This is a genomic window from Haloarcula onubensis (genome assembly GCF_031624605.1).
Lineage (GTDB): Archaea > Halobacteriota > Halobacteria > Halobacteriales > Haloarculaceae > Haloarcula > Haloarcula onubensis.
Map to the genome: position 1 here is coordinate 414,093 of NZ_JAMQOS010000004.1, position 18,783 is coordinate 432,875.

An 18,783-nucleotide genomic window follows, 5' to 3' on the forward strand; every position below is an offset into this window, starting at 1 on the left:
CTGTGCTACCCCAGGGGCGCTCCCCCGACCGAACCGCTTTTGAGAGGCCGCGGGCTACGCTCGGTTCATGAACGTCCTCGTCGTCGGTGCCGGGTCGATGGGGGAGTGGTTCGCCCGGACGCTCCGCGACCACAGCGACGCGTCCGTCGCCTTCACCGACACCGACAGCGCCGCCGCCCGACGGGCCGCAGAGGCGGTCGGCGGGCGGGCCGTTCCGACCGACACCGAGGAGCGGTTCGAGGTGGTCTCGGTCGCCGTCCCGATGCCCGTCGCCAGCGTCGCCATCGAGGAGTACGCCCCCCTCGCCACCGACGCCGTCGTCGACGTGACCGGGAGCATGACCGACCCCCTCGCGGCGATGGCCGAGACGGTGCCGGACCGCCAGCGAGCGAGTCTCCATCCCCTCTTTGCGCCCGCGAACGCGCCGGGTAACGTCGCGGCGGTCACGCCCGCCGGGGGCGCGGCCGTCGAGGCCGTCCTCGACGCGCTCGGCGCCGCCGGCAACGACGTCTTCGAGACGACCTCCGCAGAACACGACGCGGCCATGGAGTCCGTACAGGCGGCGGCCCACGCTGCCGTGCTCGCCTACGCCATGGCCGCCGAGGAGGTCCCCGAGCGGTTCCACACCCCTGTCTCGGCCGGGCTGCAGTCGCTCGTCGAGCAGGTGCTGGGCGGCGAGGCCCACGTCTACGCCGACATCCAGGCCGCCTTCGACGGCGCCGACGCCGTCGCCGAGGCCGCCCGGGAACTGGCCGACGCCGACCACGACGCCTTCGTCGACCTGTACGACGAACTCCCATGAACTCCGAGACACGACAGCAGATACGCGAGAACGCCCAGTATCTCCGCTCGGTGCGGCCGATAGACCCCGAGGAGATATTCGAGTACGTCGAGGGCCAGCCCCACCCCGCCGTCGTCCGGCAGGTGCTCCGCGAGGAGGCCGTGGACCTCGCCGTCGTCGAGCGCGAGGACGGGACCTTCGTGCCCGCACCGGAGGGGCCGCTGGCGGTCACAGCGCGGGGCGTCGAACGGTTCCCGCCCGAACACGAGCGCCGCGTCGAGCAGTTGCTCGCCGACGCCTACGGCGACGGCTGGGCCGAGGGCGACAGCGGCGACCGGTTGCGAGAGCGAGTGCGTGACATCAAGGAGCGGTATCTCAGACAGGACCACGTCGAGTACGACGACCTGTCGGCTCACGGCTACGCAATCTATCACCTGCCCGACTACTACGCCGTCGCGACCTACGCGCTGGCCGACCTCGCGGCCGACGGCCTGCTCCCCTCGCAGCTACGCGTCCTCGACGTGGGCGCGGGCGTCGGTGGCCCCGCCCTGGCGCTTGCGGACCTCGCCGCCGAAGGGGACGCCCTGCTGGACTACCACGCCGTCGAGCCGAGCGCGGCGGCCGACGTGCTCGAAGCCCTGCTGGAGCCCGCAGACGGGAGCCGCGACGTGACGGTCCACCGCGAGACCGCCGAGGCGTTCGACCTCGACGCCGAGGTCGACGCTGGCGGCCCGTTCGACCTCGTCCTCTTCAGCAACGTCCTGAACGAACTCGACGAACCCGCGGCGGTCCTGAAGCGGTATCTCGACGTGCTGGCCGAGGACGGTACCGTCCTGGCGCTGGAACCGGCCGACAGGAACACCGCCACCGGGCTCCGCGAGACAGAGCGCGCCGTCGCCGACGACGGCCCGGCGACGGTGTACGCGCCGACCGTCCGCCTGTGGCCCCACCAGTCCCCCGCGAGCGAGTCGTGGTCCTTCGAGAAGAAACCGGATATCGAAGTCCCGGCGATGCAAAAGCGCCTCGACGACCCCGCCGGCGGGACCCGCGAGTTCGTCAACGTCGACGTGCAGTACGCCTACAGCGTCCTGCGGACCGACGACCGGCGGGCCATCGACATGACGCCCGACCGAAGCACCCACGCGCCGATGGCCGACGCCGAGAGCTACGTCACCGACCGGGTGAACCTGCTGGCTATCAAACTCTCTCACGACCTCTCCGGCGAGGACGCCAACCCGCTGTACCTGCTGGGCGACGGCAGTCAGCGGACCGACCACTTCGCCGTCGTCACCGACCCGTCGCTGCTGAACGACGACCTCGGGACGGCGGGCTACGGCGACCTGCTGTCGATTCGGAACGCACTGGTGCTGTGGAACGACGACGAGAAAGCGTACAACGTCGTCGTCGACGGCGAGACGACGGTCGACCGGGCGCGGTAATCCAGTTCGAAAAAAGCGGGCTCGGAGCGCAATCGCGCCGCTGTCAGTCCTCGTCGCGGCCGCTGACCCGCGCCTTGATCTTCGTCGGCTCCACCAGCATCGTGCGGTTGCCGACGATCGCCTTCGCCGTCACGTCGGCGTCGTCGTCCGGGTCGACGAAGACGTGCAGCGCCCCCCGCAGGCGGACGTCGTGAGTACCACCGGCCCCGGTCTTGACGAAGTTGAACGAGTTCGCGCTCTTGGTCTGGAGGTAGATGGCCGAGAAGATGTCCAGTTCGAGCAGCGCCGCCTTCACGTCGTCGTACGATGTCGCGACGGTCCCGACGAAGTCGGCGTACGCGCTCCAGGAGCCGATGACGTCCGTGGCTCTGGCGCTGTACTTCTCCGCGGTCGTGCGGTCGACCCCGAGCGTCACGAGCCAGTCCTCGTGGTCGCCGTAGCTCGCGAAGTCGTTCAGCGTCGCCTGGTAGTCGGCGAAGTCGGGATACTCGGCTTCGATGGCCGCCAGTACCGTCACGACCTCGTCCAGCGCCGCCTCCACCAGGGCTTCGAGGTCCCACTCCAGCCCGAGGTTCCGCGTGTTGACGGCGACGATACCCCGTGCGAGTTCGCGTACGCGACCGGGGCTGCTCGCGTCGAGCCCGCCCTCGTCGGTGATGTTGGACGCGGTCGGCGGCTCGACGAGGTCGTCGTTCACCGTGACCATCTGCCAGGCGTCCTCCCCGGCTCCGGTGTCTCTCATCTCTATCCATCCGAGGACACCGGCGACGGCGGTGGAACTTCCCGACCCGCCGCTGACGCTCACGTCCGTCAGGAGGCTGGTCTCCAGGCTCGGCTGGAAGACGAGCGAGTCCTGCCAGCTGTTCGACTGTTTCACGCCGTCGATTCGCATCAGCGTCTCGACGGGCGACGTGTTCTGCCCCGCGTCGGACGACGCCGAGAGGATGTGCCAGCGCTCGCCAGCGAACCGGAACTGGTTCGCGGCGCTCGTGCCGACACTGCCGCCGTCCTTGTCGTTCCCGCCGCCGTTCCCGTTGCCCGGCTTGGCCGCGACGTTCGCCGTGAAGCTGCCCAGACCCAGTGCGGCCAGGCCCGCCCCCGCGCCCCGCAGCGCGGTGCGTCGGTCCAGGGGGAGTCGTGTGTTCGAAGATAGTTCGTCGGTAGTTCGCGCTTCGTCGTGCTTGTGACCCATGTGTTGCTCTGCCGCGTTCCAGCACGAGCCACTGCAGTCCCGTTCGACCCTCGGCTGTAACCCGCTCTTTCACCTCGCGACTGTAACACGGCAGCCACAGACAGGACGTTTGCTATTATTAATGATTACGTTCGTCGTGTAATTTAGCTGAGAACCGGGCCGGATATTACCCGTTGATAATCGGCGTGCAGGCGCGGTGACTGGGCCGGGAGGGCCACAGGAGCCAACGAAGCGACGGACGTGCCCTCGACGGGCGGTTCGACCGCGCAATCCCGGCTTGAAGCGTGACAACACGGTGACTGCCCGGCTATCGCGGGTGAGAATGCGGCTGTCCCCGCCACGCTCGAACGCCGAGACGCCCTGTCGGGCTGACCGGCGTCAGTCGAGGTCGAAGCGGTCGAGTCGCATCACCTTCGTCCACGCGTCCACGAAGTCGCGGACGAACTTCTCCTCGGCGTCGGGGCTGGCGTACACCTCGGCGATGGCTCGCAGACGGGCGTGCGAGCCAAAGATGAGGTCGACGCGCGTCCCGCGGTCGACCCCCTCGTAAACGCGGTCGGACGACGGGGACGGCTCCCACTCCGTGTCCATCTCCAGCAGGTTCACGAAGAAGTCGTTCGTCAGCGTCCCAGGGCTGTCGGTGAAGACGCCGAGGTCCGACCCCTCGTAGTTCGCGTCAAGTGCCCGCATACCGCCGACGAGGACCGTCATCTCCGAGGCCGTCAGGTTCAGCAGTTCCGCCCGGTCCACCAGCAGTTCCTCCGGCGGGTCCTCGACATCGTCGGCGAGGTAGTTCCGGAAGCCGTCCGCCTCGGGGCGCAGCGCCTCGAACGACTCGACGTCGGTCTGTTCCGGCGAAGCGTCGACGCGGCCGGGTTCGAACGGGACGTTCACGTCGTGGCCCGCCTCGGCCGCCGCCCGCTCTATGGCCGCGGCGCCGCCCAGCACGACGAGGTCGGCGAGCGACACGTTGGTCCCGTCGGACCGCGAGTCGTTGAAGTCCGCCCGGATAGCTCCGAGCGTCTCCAGTACCGGTGCCAGTTCGTCGGGCTCGTTGACCGCCCAGTCCCGTTGCGGTTCGAGGCGGATGCGGGCGCCGTTTGCGCCGCCGCGCTTGTCGCTGTCGCGGTACGTCGACGCCGACGCCCACGCGGTCCGGACTAGCTGGGGCACGGAGAGGTCGGACTCCAGAATCTCGTCTTTGAGCTGTGCTATCTCCGCGTCGCCTACCAGTCCGTGGTCCACGTCGGGCAGCGGGTCCTGCCACAGCATCTCCTCGTCGGGCACCTCCGGCCCGAGGAACCGGGACGGTGGCCCCATATCCCGATGTGTCAGCTTGTACCAGGCCTTCGCGAACGCGATGCCGAAAGCCATGGGGTTGTCCTGGAACCGCTCGACGATGTCGCGGTACTCCGGGTCCCGCTTCAGCGCGATGTCCGTCGTGAGCATCATCGGCGTCCGCGTCTCCGAGGAGTCGTGAGCGTCGGGCACCGTGTCTTCGAGTTCCTCGCCTTTCGGGTGCCACTGCCAGGCGCCGCCGGGCCCCTTCTCCGGCTCCCACTCGTAGTCGAGCAGGTTGTCGAGGTAGCCAAGGTCCCACTCCACCGGGGCCTGGGTCCACGGGCCCTCGATACCGCTGGTGATGGCGTCGGACCCCTTGCCGGAGCCGTGCTCGCTCTCCCAGCCCAGCCCCTGCTTCTCGATTGGGGCCCCAGCGGGTTCCTCACCCAGGTTGTCGGTGTCGTCCGCGCCGTGGACCTTGCCGAACGTGTGGCCGCCGGCGATGAGCGCGACGGTCTCCTCGTCGTTCATCGCCATCCGGCCGAACGACTCGCGGATGTTCGCCGCCGACGCCTCGGGGTCGGGCTGACCGTCCGGTCCTTCGGGGTTCACGTAGATGAGTCCCATCACGGTCGCCCCGAGGCCGTCCCGGAGGTCGCTGCCGGTACCGTCGTCTTCGAAGCGTTCCGACGCTTCCATCTCGTCTTCGGGGCCCCAGTCGACGGCCTCGTCGGGTTCGAAGGCGTCCTCGCGGCCGCCCGCGAAACCGTAGGTCTCTGCGCCCATCGACTCGATGGCGACGTTGCCGGCCAGGACGATGAGGTCCGCCCACGAGAGGTTGCGGCCGTACTTGCGCTTGACGGGCCAGAGGAGCCGACGCGCCTTATCGAGGTTCGCGTTGTCCGGCCAGCTGTTCAGCGGGGCGAAGCGCTGTCGCCCGGCCGAGGCGCCGCCGCGGCCGTCGCTGGTGCGGTACGTCCCGGCGCTGTGCCACGCCATCCGGATGAACAGCGGGCCGTAGTGACCGTAGTCGGCGGGCCACCACTCCTGGGACGTGGTCATCACGTCCTCGATGTCCGCCTTCACCGCGTCGAGGTCGAGCGACTCGAACGCGTCCGCGTAGTCGAAGGCCTCGTCGACCGGACCGACCCGGCGGGCGTTCTGGTCGAGTACGTCGACGCGCAGTCGATTCGGCCACCACTCCTGGTTGGACCAATTCATCGTCTAGTGGTTGCGCCATTCGCGTGTTAAATTTGTCTATGGGCTGTCAGATATTCGGAGCTGCTAAAGAAATTTGTTAGCGTTAAAAATTTTTGTTCGCCCACGCCGTACGAACTGCGTTCGGTACCACCTCCCCGACGCGAGCCGCGGTTTCGTCCCTCGTGGCGGTTCGGGGCGCCGGGGGCAGCGCCCGTCGGTCCGACACCGCGCCAATTGCTACCACGCAGTCAGTGGCTTTTTGCTACCGAGGGCCACAGTCGCCGTATGGACGGGCCGACCATTCTGCTGACGAACGACGACGGTATCGAGGCCGCGGGACTCAGGGCCGTGTACGACGGTCTCACGGCGGTCGGTGAGGTGGTGGCGGTCGCGCCGGCCACCGACCAGAGCGCCGTCGGACGAGCGCTCTCTCACGAGGTCGACGTGGCGGGCCACGAACTGGGCTACGCCGTCGAGGGCACGCCGGCGGACTGCGTGGTGGCGGGCCTGGAGTCGCTCGTCCCGGAGGCCGACCTCGTCGTCGCGGGCTGTAACCGCGGGGCCAACCTCGGGGCCTACGTGCTGGGCCGGTCGGGGACGGTCAGCGCCGCGGTGGAGGCGACCTTCTTCGACGTGCCGGCGATTGCGACCTCGATGTACATCCCCGTGCGTGAGGACACCGACTTCACCAGCATCGACGACAGGGAGTTGCGCTACGACGAGGCCGTCCGGGCCACGGCCTACCTGGCCAGGCACGCCGACGCGGCGGGCGTCTTCGAGCAGTGTGACTACCTCAACGTCAACGCGCCCGTCGCAGACTGGGGGCCGGCCCCGCTGGAAGTGACACGCCCCTCGCTAGAGTACGAGATGACGGCCGACCGCAACGGTGACGCCGTCACCCTCCACGACCGCATCTGGGAGCGGATGGCCGACGGGTCGATTCCGGACCCGGAGGGGACCGACCGCCGGGCCGTCGTCGACGGCGCCGTCAGCGTCTCGCCCCTGACGGCGCCACACACGACCGAACACCACGAGGCGCTGGACGAACTGGCCGACGGCTACGAGCCGACGGCCTGAACTCCCGAGCCGCTGGATTGATACCGCTCGCCAAATCACAGACACAGGATGGCCACGGTTTCGAAGGAACGGGCCGGCTACGGCCGACTGCTCGCGGGCGGCGCGCTCGCGTTCGCCCTGCTGGTCGGACTCGTCCTCTCGCTCGACGCGGCCGCGATTCTCGACGCCCTCGCCACCGCGGACCCGCCGCTCGTGGCGCTGGCGGCCGCGCTCTCCCTGCTCGCACAACTGTGCTGGAGCCTGACGACGACGACGATTCTCGCCGGGGTCGACGCGTCGCTCCCGACCCGGCGCATCCAGCTTGGCTACCTCTCGGGCACCTTCGGCAAGCAGGTCCTCCCGCTGGGCAACGCCGGGGGCTCGGCGATTCTGGCCTACGTCATCTCGGAGGACCTCGACCGGCGCTTTCGCGACGTCTTCGCGGCGGTCACGGCGAGCGAACTGCTGGTGTTCGCCGGCTCGGTCGGCGTGGCGATAATCGGTCTGATAGCCGTATTGTTGAACCCGTACTCGGGACTGCCGACGACGCTCGTGCTCGCGCTGCTGACCGCCATCGTCCTCGTGACCGTCGTCACCGGCGCCGTCGTCGCCTACCGGATTCACGTGGTCGCGACGGTCGTCGAGCGGGTCGCGTGGCTCCTCAGAGCGACGCTCGGTACGGTCTCGGTGCGGGTCCACCGGTCGCTCGCGCCCGGCCGGGTCCGGTCGGGGACCGAGTCGTTTCTGGCGGCGTTCGGGACGGCGACGGGCGAGACCCGCCGGCTCGTCGTCGCGGCGACGGTGGCGGTGCTGGGCTGGCTCGCCTTCTCCGCGGCGCTGTACGTCGGCCTGCTGGCCGTCGGCGCGTCGATACCGCTCGGCCTCGCGCTGTTCCTGACGCCGGCCGCCGGAGTGGTGACGCTGCTGCCGACCCCCGGCGGGCTGGGTAGCACGGAAATCGGGCTGACCGCGGCGATTTCGCTGCTCGTCGCGACGCCGCCGGCGGTCGCCGCGGCCGGCGTCATCGTCTTCCGGCTGGTGACCTACTGGCTGGTCGTCGCCGCGGGCGGGCTGGCCTCGCTGTATCTCTCGGCGACCGTCTGGCACGCGCTCGACTGAGAACTGTTATCCGGGCGCCGACGGAGATGGCAGTATGAGTAAGCGTCGGGCGGTCGCGCTGTTCGTCCTCCTCGCTCTCGTCTGGGGAACCGCCTTCGTGGCTATCAAGGCCGGACTCCGGACGCTGCCGCCGGTGCTGTTCGCCGCCGTCCGGTACGACGTGGCCGCCCTCGTGATGCTTTGCTACGCGGCGGCCTCGAGCGACTACTGGCTGCCCCGGACCCGCGCGGACCGGCTCACACTGCTCGTCGAGGGGACGCTCATCATCGCGCTGTACAACGCCTTCCTCTTTGTCGGCCAGCAGGACCTGACCAGCGGCGTCGGGGCGATTCTGGTCGGCGTGAGCCCCCTGCTCTCGACGGGGTTCGCACGGGTCTTTCTGCCCTCGGAACGACTGACTGCGGTGGGAGTAGTCGGGCTGGTCGTCGGCTTCCTCGGGGTGGCGCTGGTGGCGCGGCCGTCGCCGGCGGCCCTCCTCGGCGGCGCCGCGATACCCTCGGGACTGGTGGTGCTCGCCGCGGCCGCCGTCGCCCTGGGGAGCGTGCTGGTCCAGCGCCTCGACGGCGACATCTCCTCGGAGGGGATGGTCGCGTGGTCGACGGCGCTCGGCGCCGCTCTCCTGCACGCTATCAGCCTCGGCCTGCCCGGCGAGTCGCTGTCGGCCGTCGAGGTCACTGTCACCGGCCTCCTCGCGGTGGTGTATCTGGCCGTGTTCGCGAGCGCGCTCGGCTACGTGATATACTTCGACCTGCTCGCCCGCGTCGGCGCCATCGAGATAAACCTCGTCACGTACGCCGTCCCGGTGGTCGCCTCGATATCGGGGTGGCTCGTCCTCGACGAGCGACTCGGCGGGCTGGACATCGCCGGCTTCTGCTGTATCTTCGCCGGGTTCATCCTGTTGAAACGACGGGCCGTCCGCGCGGAACTGGGGCCGCTGCTCGCCCGGTTCGGATTCAGATAAGGCCGCTGCCGGCGAAATTTTCACCAAAGAATATACCCCCTCGCACGTGTCTTGGGAGCTATGCACCAGACCGTCGTCGAGATGCTGGCGCGAAACGCCGAACACGCGGCAAAGCCCGGCGCTCGCTTCGACGACATCCAGAACACCCAGTTCCCGGACGCGGTCACCGTCTGTTGCTCGGACTCGCGCGTGCTACAGGACGACATGTGGGGCAACGAAGTGCCCGGGACGCTGTTCACCGTCGGTAACATCGGGAACCGTGTCACACAGCCCACCAGCATGGGACATCTCGTCTCCGGCGACGTGATGTTCCCGCTGTGGAACACCGACACCAAAGTCGCAATCGTCGTCGGCCACACCGGCTGTGGCGCCGTCACCACGGCCTTTCAGTACCTCACCGAGGACGTCATCCAGCCCCGCGGGGTGAAGTACTGCCTGGAACAGCTGAAACCACACCTCAAGGAGGCCCTCGAAGTGCTCCCCGAGGACGAACTCTCGGACGTGGCCGCCATCAACCACCTCGTCGAGTACAACGTCGACCACCAGGTCCAGCGGCTGGTCGACAGCGAGGACGTCCCGGAGGACGTGACCGTCGTCGGCGCGGTGTACGATTTCCAGGACGTCTACTCGGACCGCCGGGGGACGGTCCACGTCATCAACGTCGACGGCGAGACCGACGTGGCGACACTGCGTGAGGAGAACCCCGACATCGACGACCGCATCGGCCGCCTCTGGGAGTACGGTCGGACGCTGACCGCACAACAGACTTGAGGCCGGCGACCCGAGAGCGAGTATGAAAATCCGCGGGGACCGCGAGTGCAAGTCCTGTGGGACCAGGTGGTCCTACTACGACACCGGGACCGTCGCCTGTCCGGAGTGTGGGTGCCTCCGGAGCGTCGGCGTCGACGACCGCACGGAACACACGGACAGTCCGGTCGAGCTAGACCTGACGCCGCTGCGAAACAAGGTGGACCGGGTGACGACCGACGAGCTGGCCGAGGAGGTCGCGACGACCTGCCGCGAGTACACCCGCAAACGCGGCTTCATCGACACCGGCCGACTGAAACCGCTCGACGAGACGTACGTCGCCGCCGTCGAACTCGGTGCCGTCGCCGCGGCGTTCGCCAGGCTGGCCCGCCCGAGTGACGCGGCGGAACTGTACTTCCTGGACCTGCTCGGCGGTGCGGACCGGGGCGAGCGGCCCGGCCACGACGCGGTCCCGGCGGAGTTCCGCGCGGAGTTCGGGCTGGCGATGGCCGACGCCGTCGACGGCTACCAGCGCGACGTCCGGACCTACCTCGACGACAACCCGGACGACCACGCCCGGCGGCTCTCGGGACGCATCCGGGACCACCGCAAGCGAATCGAGGCGCTGGACGGCGACGTCGACCCAGCCGACGCGAACCGGCTCATGCACGCCGCCCGGGACCTCGGGCGGTACGTCGACGGCGACGAGAGCGCCGCGGTCACCGCCGACAACTGGCTCTCGGGGCTGGACGGCGCCGGTACGTGACGGTCGGCAGACTCACTCCTGTGTGGTGTCCGGGTCGGTCGACACGCCGGGCTCCAGGTCGGCGGTCGTCTGTTCGGTGGCGGCCTCCGCGGCCTCCGTCTCCATCGGCGTCGCGCCGCCGCGGTCGGAGTAGTTCGTCCGTCCCTCGCTGTTGCGGGGCATCTGCGAGAGGACCATCTGTCGGACGTCGCCCTTCGATTCGAAGGTGTCCTCGCCCATGTACTCGAACAGGTCAGCGACCGCGATGGGGTCGGCGTTGGTCCGTCCGAGCGTGCGGTCGCCGTATCGGTCGACGAACTCCGCGGCGGTTATCGGGTACGTGATGTCCTCGAGGACTGGGTTGATGGCCGTGAAGTCGACACCTTCGACGTGGGCAGGGTCGTCCATAGCAGGGGTACGGCGACGCGGTTGCCGAGACTAGTGCCTGCAGTCGCAGGCCCACTACCGGTGCTCAGCGACCGCTCAGGGCAGGTCCACGTCGACGTCGTGTTGCAGTCCGGCGGCCTTGACCGTGTTGTACAGCAACATCGCGCGGGTCATCGGGCCGACGCCGCCGGGCACGGGGGTTATGGCGCCGGCTTGCGCTTTCGCGCTCTCGAAGTCGACGTCGCCGACGAGTTCGTACCCCTTCTCGGTGTCGGCCTCGACGCGGTTGATACCCACGTCGATGACCGTCGCGCCCTCGGCTATCATGTCGCCGTCTATCATCTCGGGGACGCCCGCGGCGGCGACGACGATGTCCGCATTACGGGTCTTCTCGGCGAGGTCGTCGGTGCGGGAGTGACAGACCGTCGTCGTCGCGTTCCCGCCCGGCGCCTTCTGGATGAGCAGGTTCGCCATCGGCTTGCCGACGATGTCCGACCGGCCGACGACGACGGCGTCTTTCCCCTCCGTCTCGACGCCCGCCGACTCGACGAGCTTCTGGATACCGTGGGGCGTGCAGGGCTTGTAGCGGGCGTCGCCGGCGACGAGTCGGCCGACGTTCTCCGGGTGGAAGCCGTCGACGTCCTTCTCGGGGTCGATGGCCCGCAGCACCTGCCGGTCCGAGACGTGGTCCGGAACCGGCATCTGGACGAGGATGCCGTTGACCGCGTCGTCGTCGTTCAGGTCGGCGACGGTGTCGTACAGCTCCCCGGCGTCGGCCGCGGGGTCGATTTCGATGTCTAACGCTTCGATGCCGACCTCCTCGCAGTCGGACTGTTTCATCGAGACGTACGTCTCGCTGGCCGGGTCGTCGCTCATCAGCACGGTCGCGAGCGTCGGGGTGTGGCCCGCGTCGGCCAACTGGTCGATGGCCGTCGCGAGGTCGTCCCGTATCGACTGGGCGACGGCGTTGCCGTCGATTATCTCCGTCATACCAGAACGGGGACGCCCGCGGGCCAAAAGCGTCACTATCGCTCCACGGACCCGCCACGCCGTAACACATCGGGGACGCGCTCTCGCCGGCCATCTGGCGCTCGACACTCTCAGCGCAATCGACGAGGCCGGGACTGCCCCGCCATCGAACAGTGGCCGTCGCCACAGCCACTGTCAAGCCCGAAGGGGACTAATACGGTGGTAGAGTTCCTGAGTCGTCCGAACTGTCCTCCGCCACGCCGACTCACATATATAAGCGCCCGATATGTGCAAGGCCCAGGGCCTAGTACGGTGGCCGTCACAACCTGACTGTGTTCGCGTATATCAATTCGATGTCACGGATGTGACGCTACATATGTCAGATACCTCTACCCACGCGGCGCCCAACGTCGTCCTGTTCGTCATGGACACGATGCGCGCCGCCGAGACGGTGCCCGCCGACCCCGAACTGACGCCCAACCTCGCGGCGCTGGCCGAGTCCGGGGCCGAGTACACCAGCACGTTCACGACCGCCCCGTGGACGCTCCCGTCACACGTCTCGATGTTCACCGGGACGTACCCGTCGAAACACGGCACGCACGCCGAGCACACCTCCTTCGACGGGGCGCACCCGACCGTCGTGGACGCCTTTGCCGACGCCGGCTACGAGACGGCCGGCGTCTCGAACAACGTCTGGATAACCGACGAGTTCGGGATGACGGACGGCTTCGACACGTACCGCGACGACTCCGAGCGGACCGACGCCTGGAGCGGGGCCGGGTCGCTGGCCCACCGGGCGACCAACGCCGTCCGGCAGAGCGACCTCGGCGGACCCGCCTTCGAGCGCCTGCGCCGCCTGGTGACCGACACCGACGCGACGGACGACGGCGCCGCGGCGACGGTCGACTGGGTGGCCGAGTGGCTGGACGGCCGGGATTCGGACGCGCCGTTCTTCCTGTTTGCGAACTGTATCGAGCCCCACCTGGAGTACCGCCCGCCGCCGGAGTACGCCCGCGAGTTCCTCCCCGAGGGGTGGAGCTACGACCGGGCGATGGCGCTGCGACAGGACCCCCGCGAGTACGACGTCGGCGAGTTCGACTACACCGACGAGGAGTGGGATGTCGTCAGGGCCCTCTACAGCGCCGAGATATCGTATCTCGACACACAGATAGGGCGGCTTCGAGCCGAACTGGAGGCCGCCGGCGAGTGGGAGGACACGGTGTTCGTCGCCGTCAGCGACCACGGCGAGAACATCGGCGAACACGGGTTCCTGGGCCACCAGTACAGCCTGTTCGACACGGTGTTGCACGTCCCGCTCGTCGTCCACGGCGGCGCGTTCTCGGGCGACGGCGTCCGTACGGACCGCCTCGTCCAGACCGCTGACCTGGCGCCGACGCTGCTCGACGCGGCCGGTATCGACGCCCCCGACCTGCGCGAGGCGTCGCAGGCGCTGTCTTTCCACCCGACTCGCGGCACCGAGCCCCGGGACCAGGTCATCGCCGAGTACATGCGACCACAGCCGCCCATCGACGTGCTAGAGGAGAAGTTCGACGACCTGCCGGCGGAGCTCTACGAGTACCAGCGCCGCCTCCGTGCCGTCCGGACGGACGGCTACAAGTACGTCCGCGCCTCGGACGGCCAGGAGTGGCTCTACGACGTCCGCGGCGACCCGGGCGAGGAACACGACATCTCGGCGGCGAACCCGCGCCAGACGGCCGAACTGGCCGCGTCGCTCGACGAGTGGCTGGGCAGTTTCGACGAGGCCGAGGCCGACGGCAGCGTCGACGTCTCCGACGCGACCGAGGACCGACTCGCCGACCTCGGGTATCTCTGATGAGCGACGCGCGACCCAACGTCCTCCTGTTGCTGACCGACCAGGAGCGCCACGACCTCGTCGACCCGGACGGGCTCCCCGTCGAGACCGACGCCATCGACGGACTGGCCGACGCGGGCGTCCGCTTCAGCCACGCTTTCACGCCCATCAGCATCTGCAGCAGCGCGCGAGCGTCGCTGCTGTCGGGGCTGTACCCCCACAACCACGGCGTACTCAACAACGTCCACGAACCCGACGCCGTCCGGGCGAACCTCGCCGAGACCACCCCGACGTTCGGGCCGGCGCTGCGGGATGCCGGCTACCGGAACGCCTACGTCGGCAAGTGGCACGTGGGTCGCACGGAGACGCCCGAGGACTTCGGCTTCGACTACGTCGGCGGGAGCGACGACCACCACGACGCCCACCTCGCCTCCGGGCTGGCGGGGTACCAGCGGGACCACGGCGTCGACCCCGAGGAGATAGAGCCGCGTGACCCGGTGTACGCCGAGTTCGACGACTCCCGGGACCTGCTTGGCGGGACGCTACCGATTCCGCCGGCGGCGACCCGCTCGGCGTTCAACGCGGAACTGACCATCACGCGGCTGGAACACCTCGCCACCGTCGACGAGCCCTTCTTCCACCGGCTCGACTTCCAGGGGCCACACCACCCGTATCTGGTCCCCGAGCCCTACGCCTCGATGTACGACCCCGACGACCTCGCGCCGTGGCCCTCCGACGCCGAGACCTTCGACGGGAAGCCCCAGGTGCAGGCGAACTACCGCGAGTACCGCGGCGTCGAGGCCCTCTCGCGGGAGGAGTGGGACCGCCTGCGAGCGCTCTACATGGGATTCATGCACCACATCGACGACCAGATAGCCCGCGTGCTGGCGGCGCTCGACGACCTGGGGGTCGCCGAGAACACGCTGGTCGTCCACGCGTCGGACCACGGCGACTTCACCGGCGGCCACCGCCAGTGGAACAAGGGACCGATGATGTACGACGACACCTACCGCATCCCGCTGGTCGTCTCCGGGCCCGGCGTCGAGGGCGAGGGACGGGTCTGTGACGACCTCGTCTCGCTGCTGGACCTCATGCCGACGTTCCTGGAGGCCGCCGACGCGCCGGTGCCCGACGACATCGACGCACAGAGCCTCTGGCCCGCCCTGCGGGACGCGGACAAAGCGGCGGGTCGGGAGGCCGTCTTCGGCGAGTACCACGGCGACGAGATGGGGCTGTACTCCCAGCGGATGGTCCGGACCGAGCGCTACAAGTACGTCTTCAACGCGCCCGATATCGACGAACTGTACGACCTCGACGCGGACCCGGGGGAGCTACAGAACCTGGTCGACCACCCCGACTACCGCGACGTTCGCACGCGGTTACGAGAGCGACTGGCCGACTGGATGCGCGAGACCGGCGACCCCATCGCGCAGTTCACCACGCGGCACCTGACGGGGTGACTGAGACCCCGGAGAACGGGTCGGATTACTCGTACAGCGGGTACTCGTCGGCGAGTTCGTCGACGCGCTCGCTGACCTCGGCGACCACGTCGTCGTCGCCCGGCGCCTCGACGACCTGATAGATGAGGTCCGCGACCTCGCGGCAGTCGTCCTCGTCGAACCCACGCGTCGTGAGCGCGGGCGTGCCGGCGCGGATGCCCGAGGGGTTGAAGGCCGAACGGGTCTCGCCGGGGACCGTGTTGGCGTTCAGCACGATGCCCGCTTCTTCGAGACTGGCTTCGACCTCCTTCCCGGTCGTGTCGGGGTGGGAGGGACGCAGGTCGACGAGGACGAGGTGGTTGTCCGTCCCGTCCGAGACGAGGTCCAGGCCGTGCTCTTTGAGTCGCTCGCCCAGCGCCTTGGCGTTGGCGACGGTCTGGGCGGCGTACTCTTCGAACTCGGGTTCGAGGGCCTCGCCGAAGCCGACGGCCTTGCCGGCGACGTTGTGCATGAGGGGCCCGCCCTGCGAGCCGGGGAAGACTGCGTTGTCGATGTCGTCGGCGTACGCCTCGTCGCACATGATGATGCCGCCCCGACCCGCGCGGATGGTCTTGTGGGTCGACCCGGTGACGAAGTCGGCGACGCCGACGGGCGACTCGTGGACGCCGGCGGCGACGAGGCCCGTGATGTGTGCGATGTCGGCGAGGTGGTAGGCGCCGACGGCGTCTGCGGTCTCCTGGATGCGCTCGAAGTCCACCTCGCGAGGGTAGGCGGAGTAGCCCGAGACGATGATGTCGGGCTCGAATTCCTCGGCCTGCTCGGCCAGGCCCTCGTAGTCGATGTAACCGGTGTCGGCGTCGACCTCGTACTGCTCGACCTCGTAGACCTGGCCGGCGAAGTTCGCCGGGTGGCCATGCGAGAGGTGGCCGCCGTGGGTCAGGTCCAAGGAGAGAATCTTGTCGCCGGGCTCCAGAACACCGAGGTAGACGCCCATGTTGGCCTGCGAGCCCGAGTGGGGCTGGACGTTGACGTGGTCGGCGCCCCACAGCTCCCTGGCGCGGTCGATGGCGAGTTGCTCGACCTCGTCGGCGAACTCACAGCCGCCGTAGTAGCGCTCGCCGGGGTAGCCCTCGGCGTACTTGTTGGTGAGTTCGGAGCTCTGGGCCTCCATGACGGCCTCCGAGACGTGGTTCTCGCTCGCTATCATCGCCAGCGTATCGTTCTGTCGCGCCCGTTCGCCTTCGAGGGCGTCTGCGACGGCGGGGTCCGTCTCGCGGACGGTGTCGTAGCTCATGTACGTGGGTCGGAACCCGCACGTCAATAATCTACCCTTTGACCGCGAGCGTGTGAGCGGCTGGCAGATAGCGGGCCGCACCAGAGCCCAAAATATGTCAGTAGGAAATGCTTAACGGGTTATCAGTACGTATATAATGCATAAGCCCACAGTAGGTAGCACATGGTTTCTTGGGGGGTGGCAGACACGGCCGCGGAGCAAGGGGCCGCGGCCGAGACTGCACGGCAGGGCCGCTCAGGAGTATCGACAGTGCTGGCGCAACTCGACGACCGCCGGGAGTGTCGGCCGGACGCGGTGCCTCGGGCGACGACGGACTGTGTCAGCGGCCGGACCGCCCGCCTGCGCGTCCCGGGGACCGACCCGACGGTGGCGGCGCTCGACTGCGACGCCCAGTACACACTGACTAGCCCGTCGGAACTCCCCGAGGGCGCGTACCTGCTCTCGGTGACCGCCCGGACGACCGGGGGCGCCCGCGGGCAGAGCCCCCTCGCGACACAGCAGGGGCGCGTCCACGTCCGCTTCGACGGGCCGGCCTCGCTGCGTCCCACGGACGGCGATACGGTGCTGTCGCTGTGGGACTCACAGCAGGTCACCGTCGGCGTCGGCGAGTCCACCTCTATCGGGCCGGCGCACATCCAGGTGCCCGAGACGCCCGCGGGGCTGGCGACCGGCATCTCACATCTGAGTGTGGCCCATCACACGCTGAGTCCGTCCCGCTCTCACCCGGGCCAGCGGGGCCACCCGCCGCTGTTGACGACCGGACCGGACGTGTCTATCCCGACGGAACTGGCAAACACCAAGCCGGAGACGGACATCGAACTCCGGGTGCCGCGGTGTGTGGAGTCGCTGTTCGTCGCGGCCCCGCTGGCGTACTATCTGGGTGCCGACGTGAGCGTCGAGGACCGGACGCGAGCCGTGCTCACCGCGGAGGACGCGGCCGTCCGCCACGAGTTTGCCCCGCTCCCCGACTTCCAGGACGAGGTCGGGTCGATGGTCCGGCGGCTGTTCTACCTGGACTGTCTGGTCCGCCGGATGAACCCCGAGTCCGACCCGGAGCTGTTGGCGCAGTGTTCGCTGGACCCGGAGACGGTGCGCTCGCTCTCGCCCGCGGGGCGCCTGGAGCGCTACCTGGAGACGCCGGCCGAGGCCGTCGACGCGGCGGTGCCGGAGTGGCACCTCTCGACGCACACCCAGCCGTCGCTCGAACGGGCGCGCTGTCTGCCCTTCCTGCTGGACAAACTCTCGCTCATCTACCTCTCTGAGGGCTCCCGCCTGGAGCGGTGTGACCTCCTGGAGAAGACGCTCTCGGACTCCTACACCCGCGGCGCGGCCGGGCCGACGGCGATGGTCGAACCGACCGGCGGCGTCGGGCGCGTCCACGGCTGGCTCGCGCCCGGCACGCCCATCGACGCGTTCAAGACGACGCCCTCGGCCTACGAGAACCGCTACCGCTACCGGGAGAAAGAGAGCGACCGGCTCCAGCTCTCGGTCGTGCTGAACGACATGGAGATGTCGGACGAGCGCCACGCCGTCTCGGAGATTTACCGCGCGGCCGACCTCCCGATGGCGGTCACCGTCCGCGACCAGTTGACGACGGCCGAACTCGCCGCGGTCTTCGAGTCGGAGAACGACTTCGTCCACTTCATCGGCCACTGCGAGGACGACGGTCTCTGCTGTCCCGACGGCACCCTCTCGATGGCCTCGCTGTCGGCGTCGCGCACGCGGACCTTCTTCCTGAACGCCTGTGGCTCCTACAAGCAGGGCCTCGACCTCATCGAACAGGGCTCCGTGGCCGGGGCCGTCACGTTCGCCGACGTGCTCGACAGCCACGCCGCGATGGTCGGGACGGCTTTCGCCAGGTTGCTCTCGAACGGGTTCAGCATCCAGCGCGCGCTCCAGTTGGCCCGTCGCCGCATCGTGATGAGCAAGGACTACGCCGTCGTCGGCGACGGGACGTACGCGCTGTTGCCGGGGCCGACCGACCCCGTCGTCGTCCAGGTGCGCGAGACCGACGACGGCTACGAACTCACCTGCGAGGTGATGACGCCACAGGGGGCCGGCGAGAGCTACGACCTGCCGGTCGACGACGGGATGGCGCTCAACGGAACGGCGACCGAGTACACCGTCTCCGCGGCGACGCTCGTCGACACGCTCGAGTCGAACTCCCTGCCCGTCATCTTCGAGGGCGACTTCCACTGGTCCGAGGACCTCGCTGCTAGATTGAATCCGGGTTTCTGACTAGTTACGTACCAGTCAGATTCAGGATAGTCCAAATCGAACCATCGTGTTCGGACGTTGTTATTGTCAGGAATACGTACATAATATTGGTATCTGTTAGATATATTTGTACTGATTTGATG

Annotated in this window: 15 protein-coding genes; 10 read left to right on the forward strand and 5 right to left on the reverse strand. The window is 68.6% G+C overall.

Features of this window, described 5'->3' with window-relative positions:
- Positions 1-67: 67 nt before the first annotated feature.
- Both NDI86_RS14240 and NDI86_RS14245 read left to right on the forward strand, forming a co-directional pair.
- Positions 68-802: a prephenate dehydrogenase/arogenate dehydrogenase family protein gene (locus tag NDI86_RS14240; RefSeq protein WP_310901104.1), complete on the forward strand. Its 735-nt coding sequence runs from the start codon at positions 68-70 to the stop codon at positions 800-802.
- The gene (locus tag NDI86_RS14245; RefSeq protein ID WP_310901105.1) at positions 799-2,220 is read left to right on the forward strand and encodes a small ribosomal subunit Rsm22 family protein; all 1,422 of its coding nucleotides are present in this window, start codon (positions 799-801) and stop codon (positions 2,218-2,220) included. The genes NDI86_RS14240 and NDI86_RS14245 overlap by 4 nt, the downstream gene beginning before the upstream one ends.
- Positions 2,221-2,263: 43 nt before the next feature.
- Here the strand turns inward: NDI86_RS14245 and NDI86_RS14250 are convergent, their stop codons facing one another.
- A complete protein-coding gene (locus NDI86_RS14250) occupies positions 2,264-3,412 on the reverse strand; it encodes a hypothetical protein (RefSeq protein ID WP_310901106.1) in 1,149 nt (382 codons plus the stop codon).
- 378 nt (positions 3,413-3,790) lie between these two features.
- Entirely contained in the window at positions 3,791-5,914 is a 2,124-nt protein-coding gene (katG, locus tag NDI86_RS14255; RefSeq protein WP_310901107.1) for a catalase/peroxidase HPI, read from the reverse strand.
- Between the two features lie 264 nt (positions 5,915-6,178).
- On the opposite strand from katG, the gene surE reads away from it, so the two are divergent.
- Genes surE through NDI86_RS14280 form a run of 5 tightly spaced genes read left to right on the forward strand, consistent with a single transcriptional unit; the run spans position 6,179 to position 10,542 of the window.
- Positions 6,179-6,970, forward strand: coding sequence for a 5'/3'-nucleotidase SurE (gene surE, locus NDI86_RS14260; protein ID WP_310901108.1), 792 nt, complete (start codon positions 6,179-6,181; stop codon positions 6,968-6,970).
- A gap of 48 nt (positions 6,971-7,018) precedes the next feature.
- A complete protein-coding gene (locus tag NDI86_RS14265) occupies positions 7,019-8,068 on the forward strand; it encodes a flippase-like domain-containing protein (RefSeq protein WP_310901109.1) in 1,050 nt (349 codons plus the stop codon).
- A gap of 34 nt (positions 8,069-8,102) precedes the next feature.
- Positions 8,103-9,029 carry a DMT family transporter gene (locus NDI86_RS14270; RefSeq protein WP_310901110.1) on the forward strand — a complete coding sequence of 309 codons (927 nt, stop codon included), beginning with the start codon at positions 8,103-8,105 and terminating at the stop codon, positions 9,027-9,029.
- Between the two features lie 60 nt (positions 9,030-9,089).
- Positions 9,090-9,800, forward strand: a complete 711-nt coding sequence (locus NDI86_RS14275; RefSeq protein ID WP_310901111.1) for a carbonic anhydrase — start codon at positions 9,090-9,092, stop codon at positions 9,798-9,800.
- 22 nt (positions 9,801-9,822) lie between these two features.
- Positions 9,823-10,542 (forward strand): DUF7117 family protein, encoded by a 720-nt coding sequence (locus NDI86_RS14280; RefSeq protein WP_310901112.1) that lies wholly within the window; start codon positions 9,823-9,825, stop codon positions 10,540-10,542.
- Between the two features lie 12 nt (positions 10,543-10,554).
- On the opposite strand, the gene NDI86_RS14285 is transcribed toward NDI86_RS14280, so the two are convergent.
- Both NDI86_RS14285 and NDI86_RS14290 read right to left on the reverse strand, forming a co-directional pair.
- A complete protein-coding gene (locus tag NDI86_RS14285) occupies positions 10,555-10,929 on the reverse strand; it encodes a DUF5789 family protein (protein ID WP_310901113.1) in 375 nt (124 codons plus the stop codon).
- Positions 10,930-11,004: 75 nt separating this feature from the next.
- The gene (locus NDI86_RS14290) at positions 11,005-11,898 is read right to left on the reverse strand and encodes a bifunctional methylenetetrahydrofolate dehydrogenase/methenyltetrahydrofolate cyclohydrolase (protein ID WP_310901114.1); all 894 of its coding nucleotides are present in this window, start codon (positions 11,896-11,898) and stop codon (positions 11,005-11,007) included.
- A 355-nt stretch (positions 11,899-12,253) separates the two neighbouring features.
- Between NDI86_RS14290 and NDI86_RS14295 the strand changes: the two genes are divergently transcribed.
- Positions 12,254-13,711, forward strand: a complete 1,458-nt coding sequence (locus tag NDI86_RS14295) for a sulfatase family protein (protein ID WP_310901115.1) — start codon at positions 12,254-12,256, stop codon at positions 13,709-13,711.
- The gene (locus NDI86_RS14300) at positions 13,711-15,150 is read left to right on the forward strand and encodes a sulfatase family protein (RefSeq protein ID WP_310901116.1); all 1,440 of its coding nucleotides are present in this window, start codon (positions 13,711-13,713) and stop codon (positions 15,148-15,150) included. Before NDI86_RS14295 ends, NDI86_RS14300 begins: the two co-directional genes overlap by 1 nt.
- A gap of 25 nt (positions 15,151-15,175) precedes the next feature.
- Here NDI86_RS14300 and glyA read toward each other — a convergent pair whose 3' ends face one another.
- Positions 15,176-16,423 carry a serine hydroxymethyltransferase gene (glyA, locus tag NDI86_RS14305; protein ID WP_310901117.1) on the reverse strand — a complete coding sequence of 416 codons (1,248 nt, stop codon included), beginning with the start codon at positions 16,421-16,423 and terminating at the stop codon, positions 15,176-15,178.
- 162 nt (positions 16,424-16,585) lie between these two features.
- Between glyA and NDI86_RS14310 the strand changes: the two genes are divergently transcribed.
- Positions 16,586-18,661, forward strand: a complete 2,076-nt coding sequence (locus NDI86_RS14310; RefSeq protein WP_310901118.1) for a hypothetical protein — start codon at positions 16,586-16,588, stop codon at positions 18,659-18,661.
- Positions 18,662-18,783 lie beyond the last annotated feature (122 nt).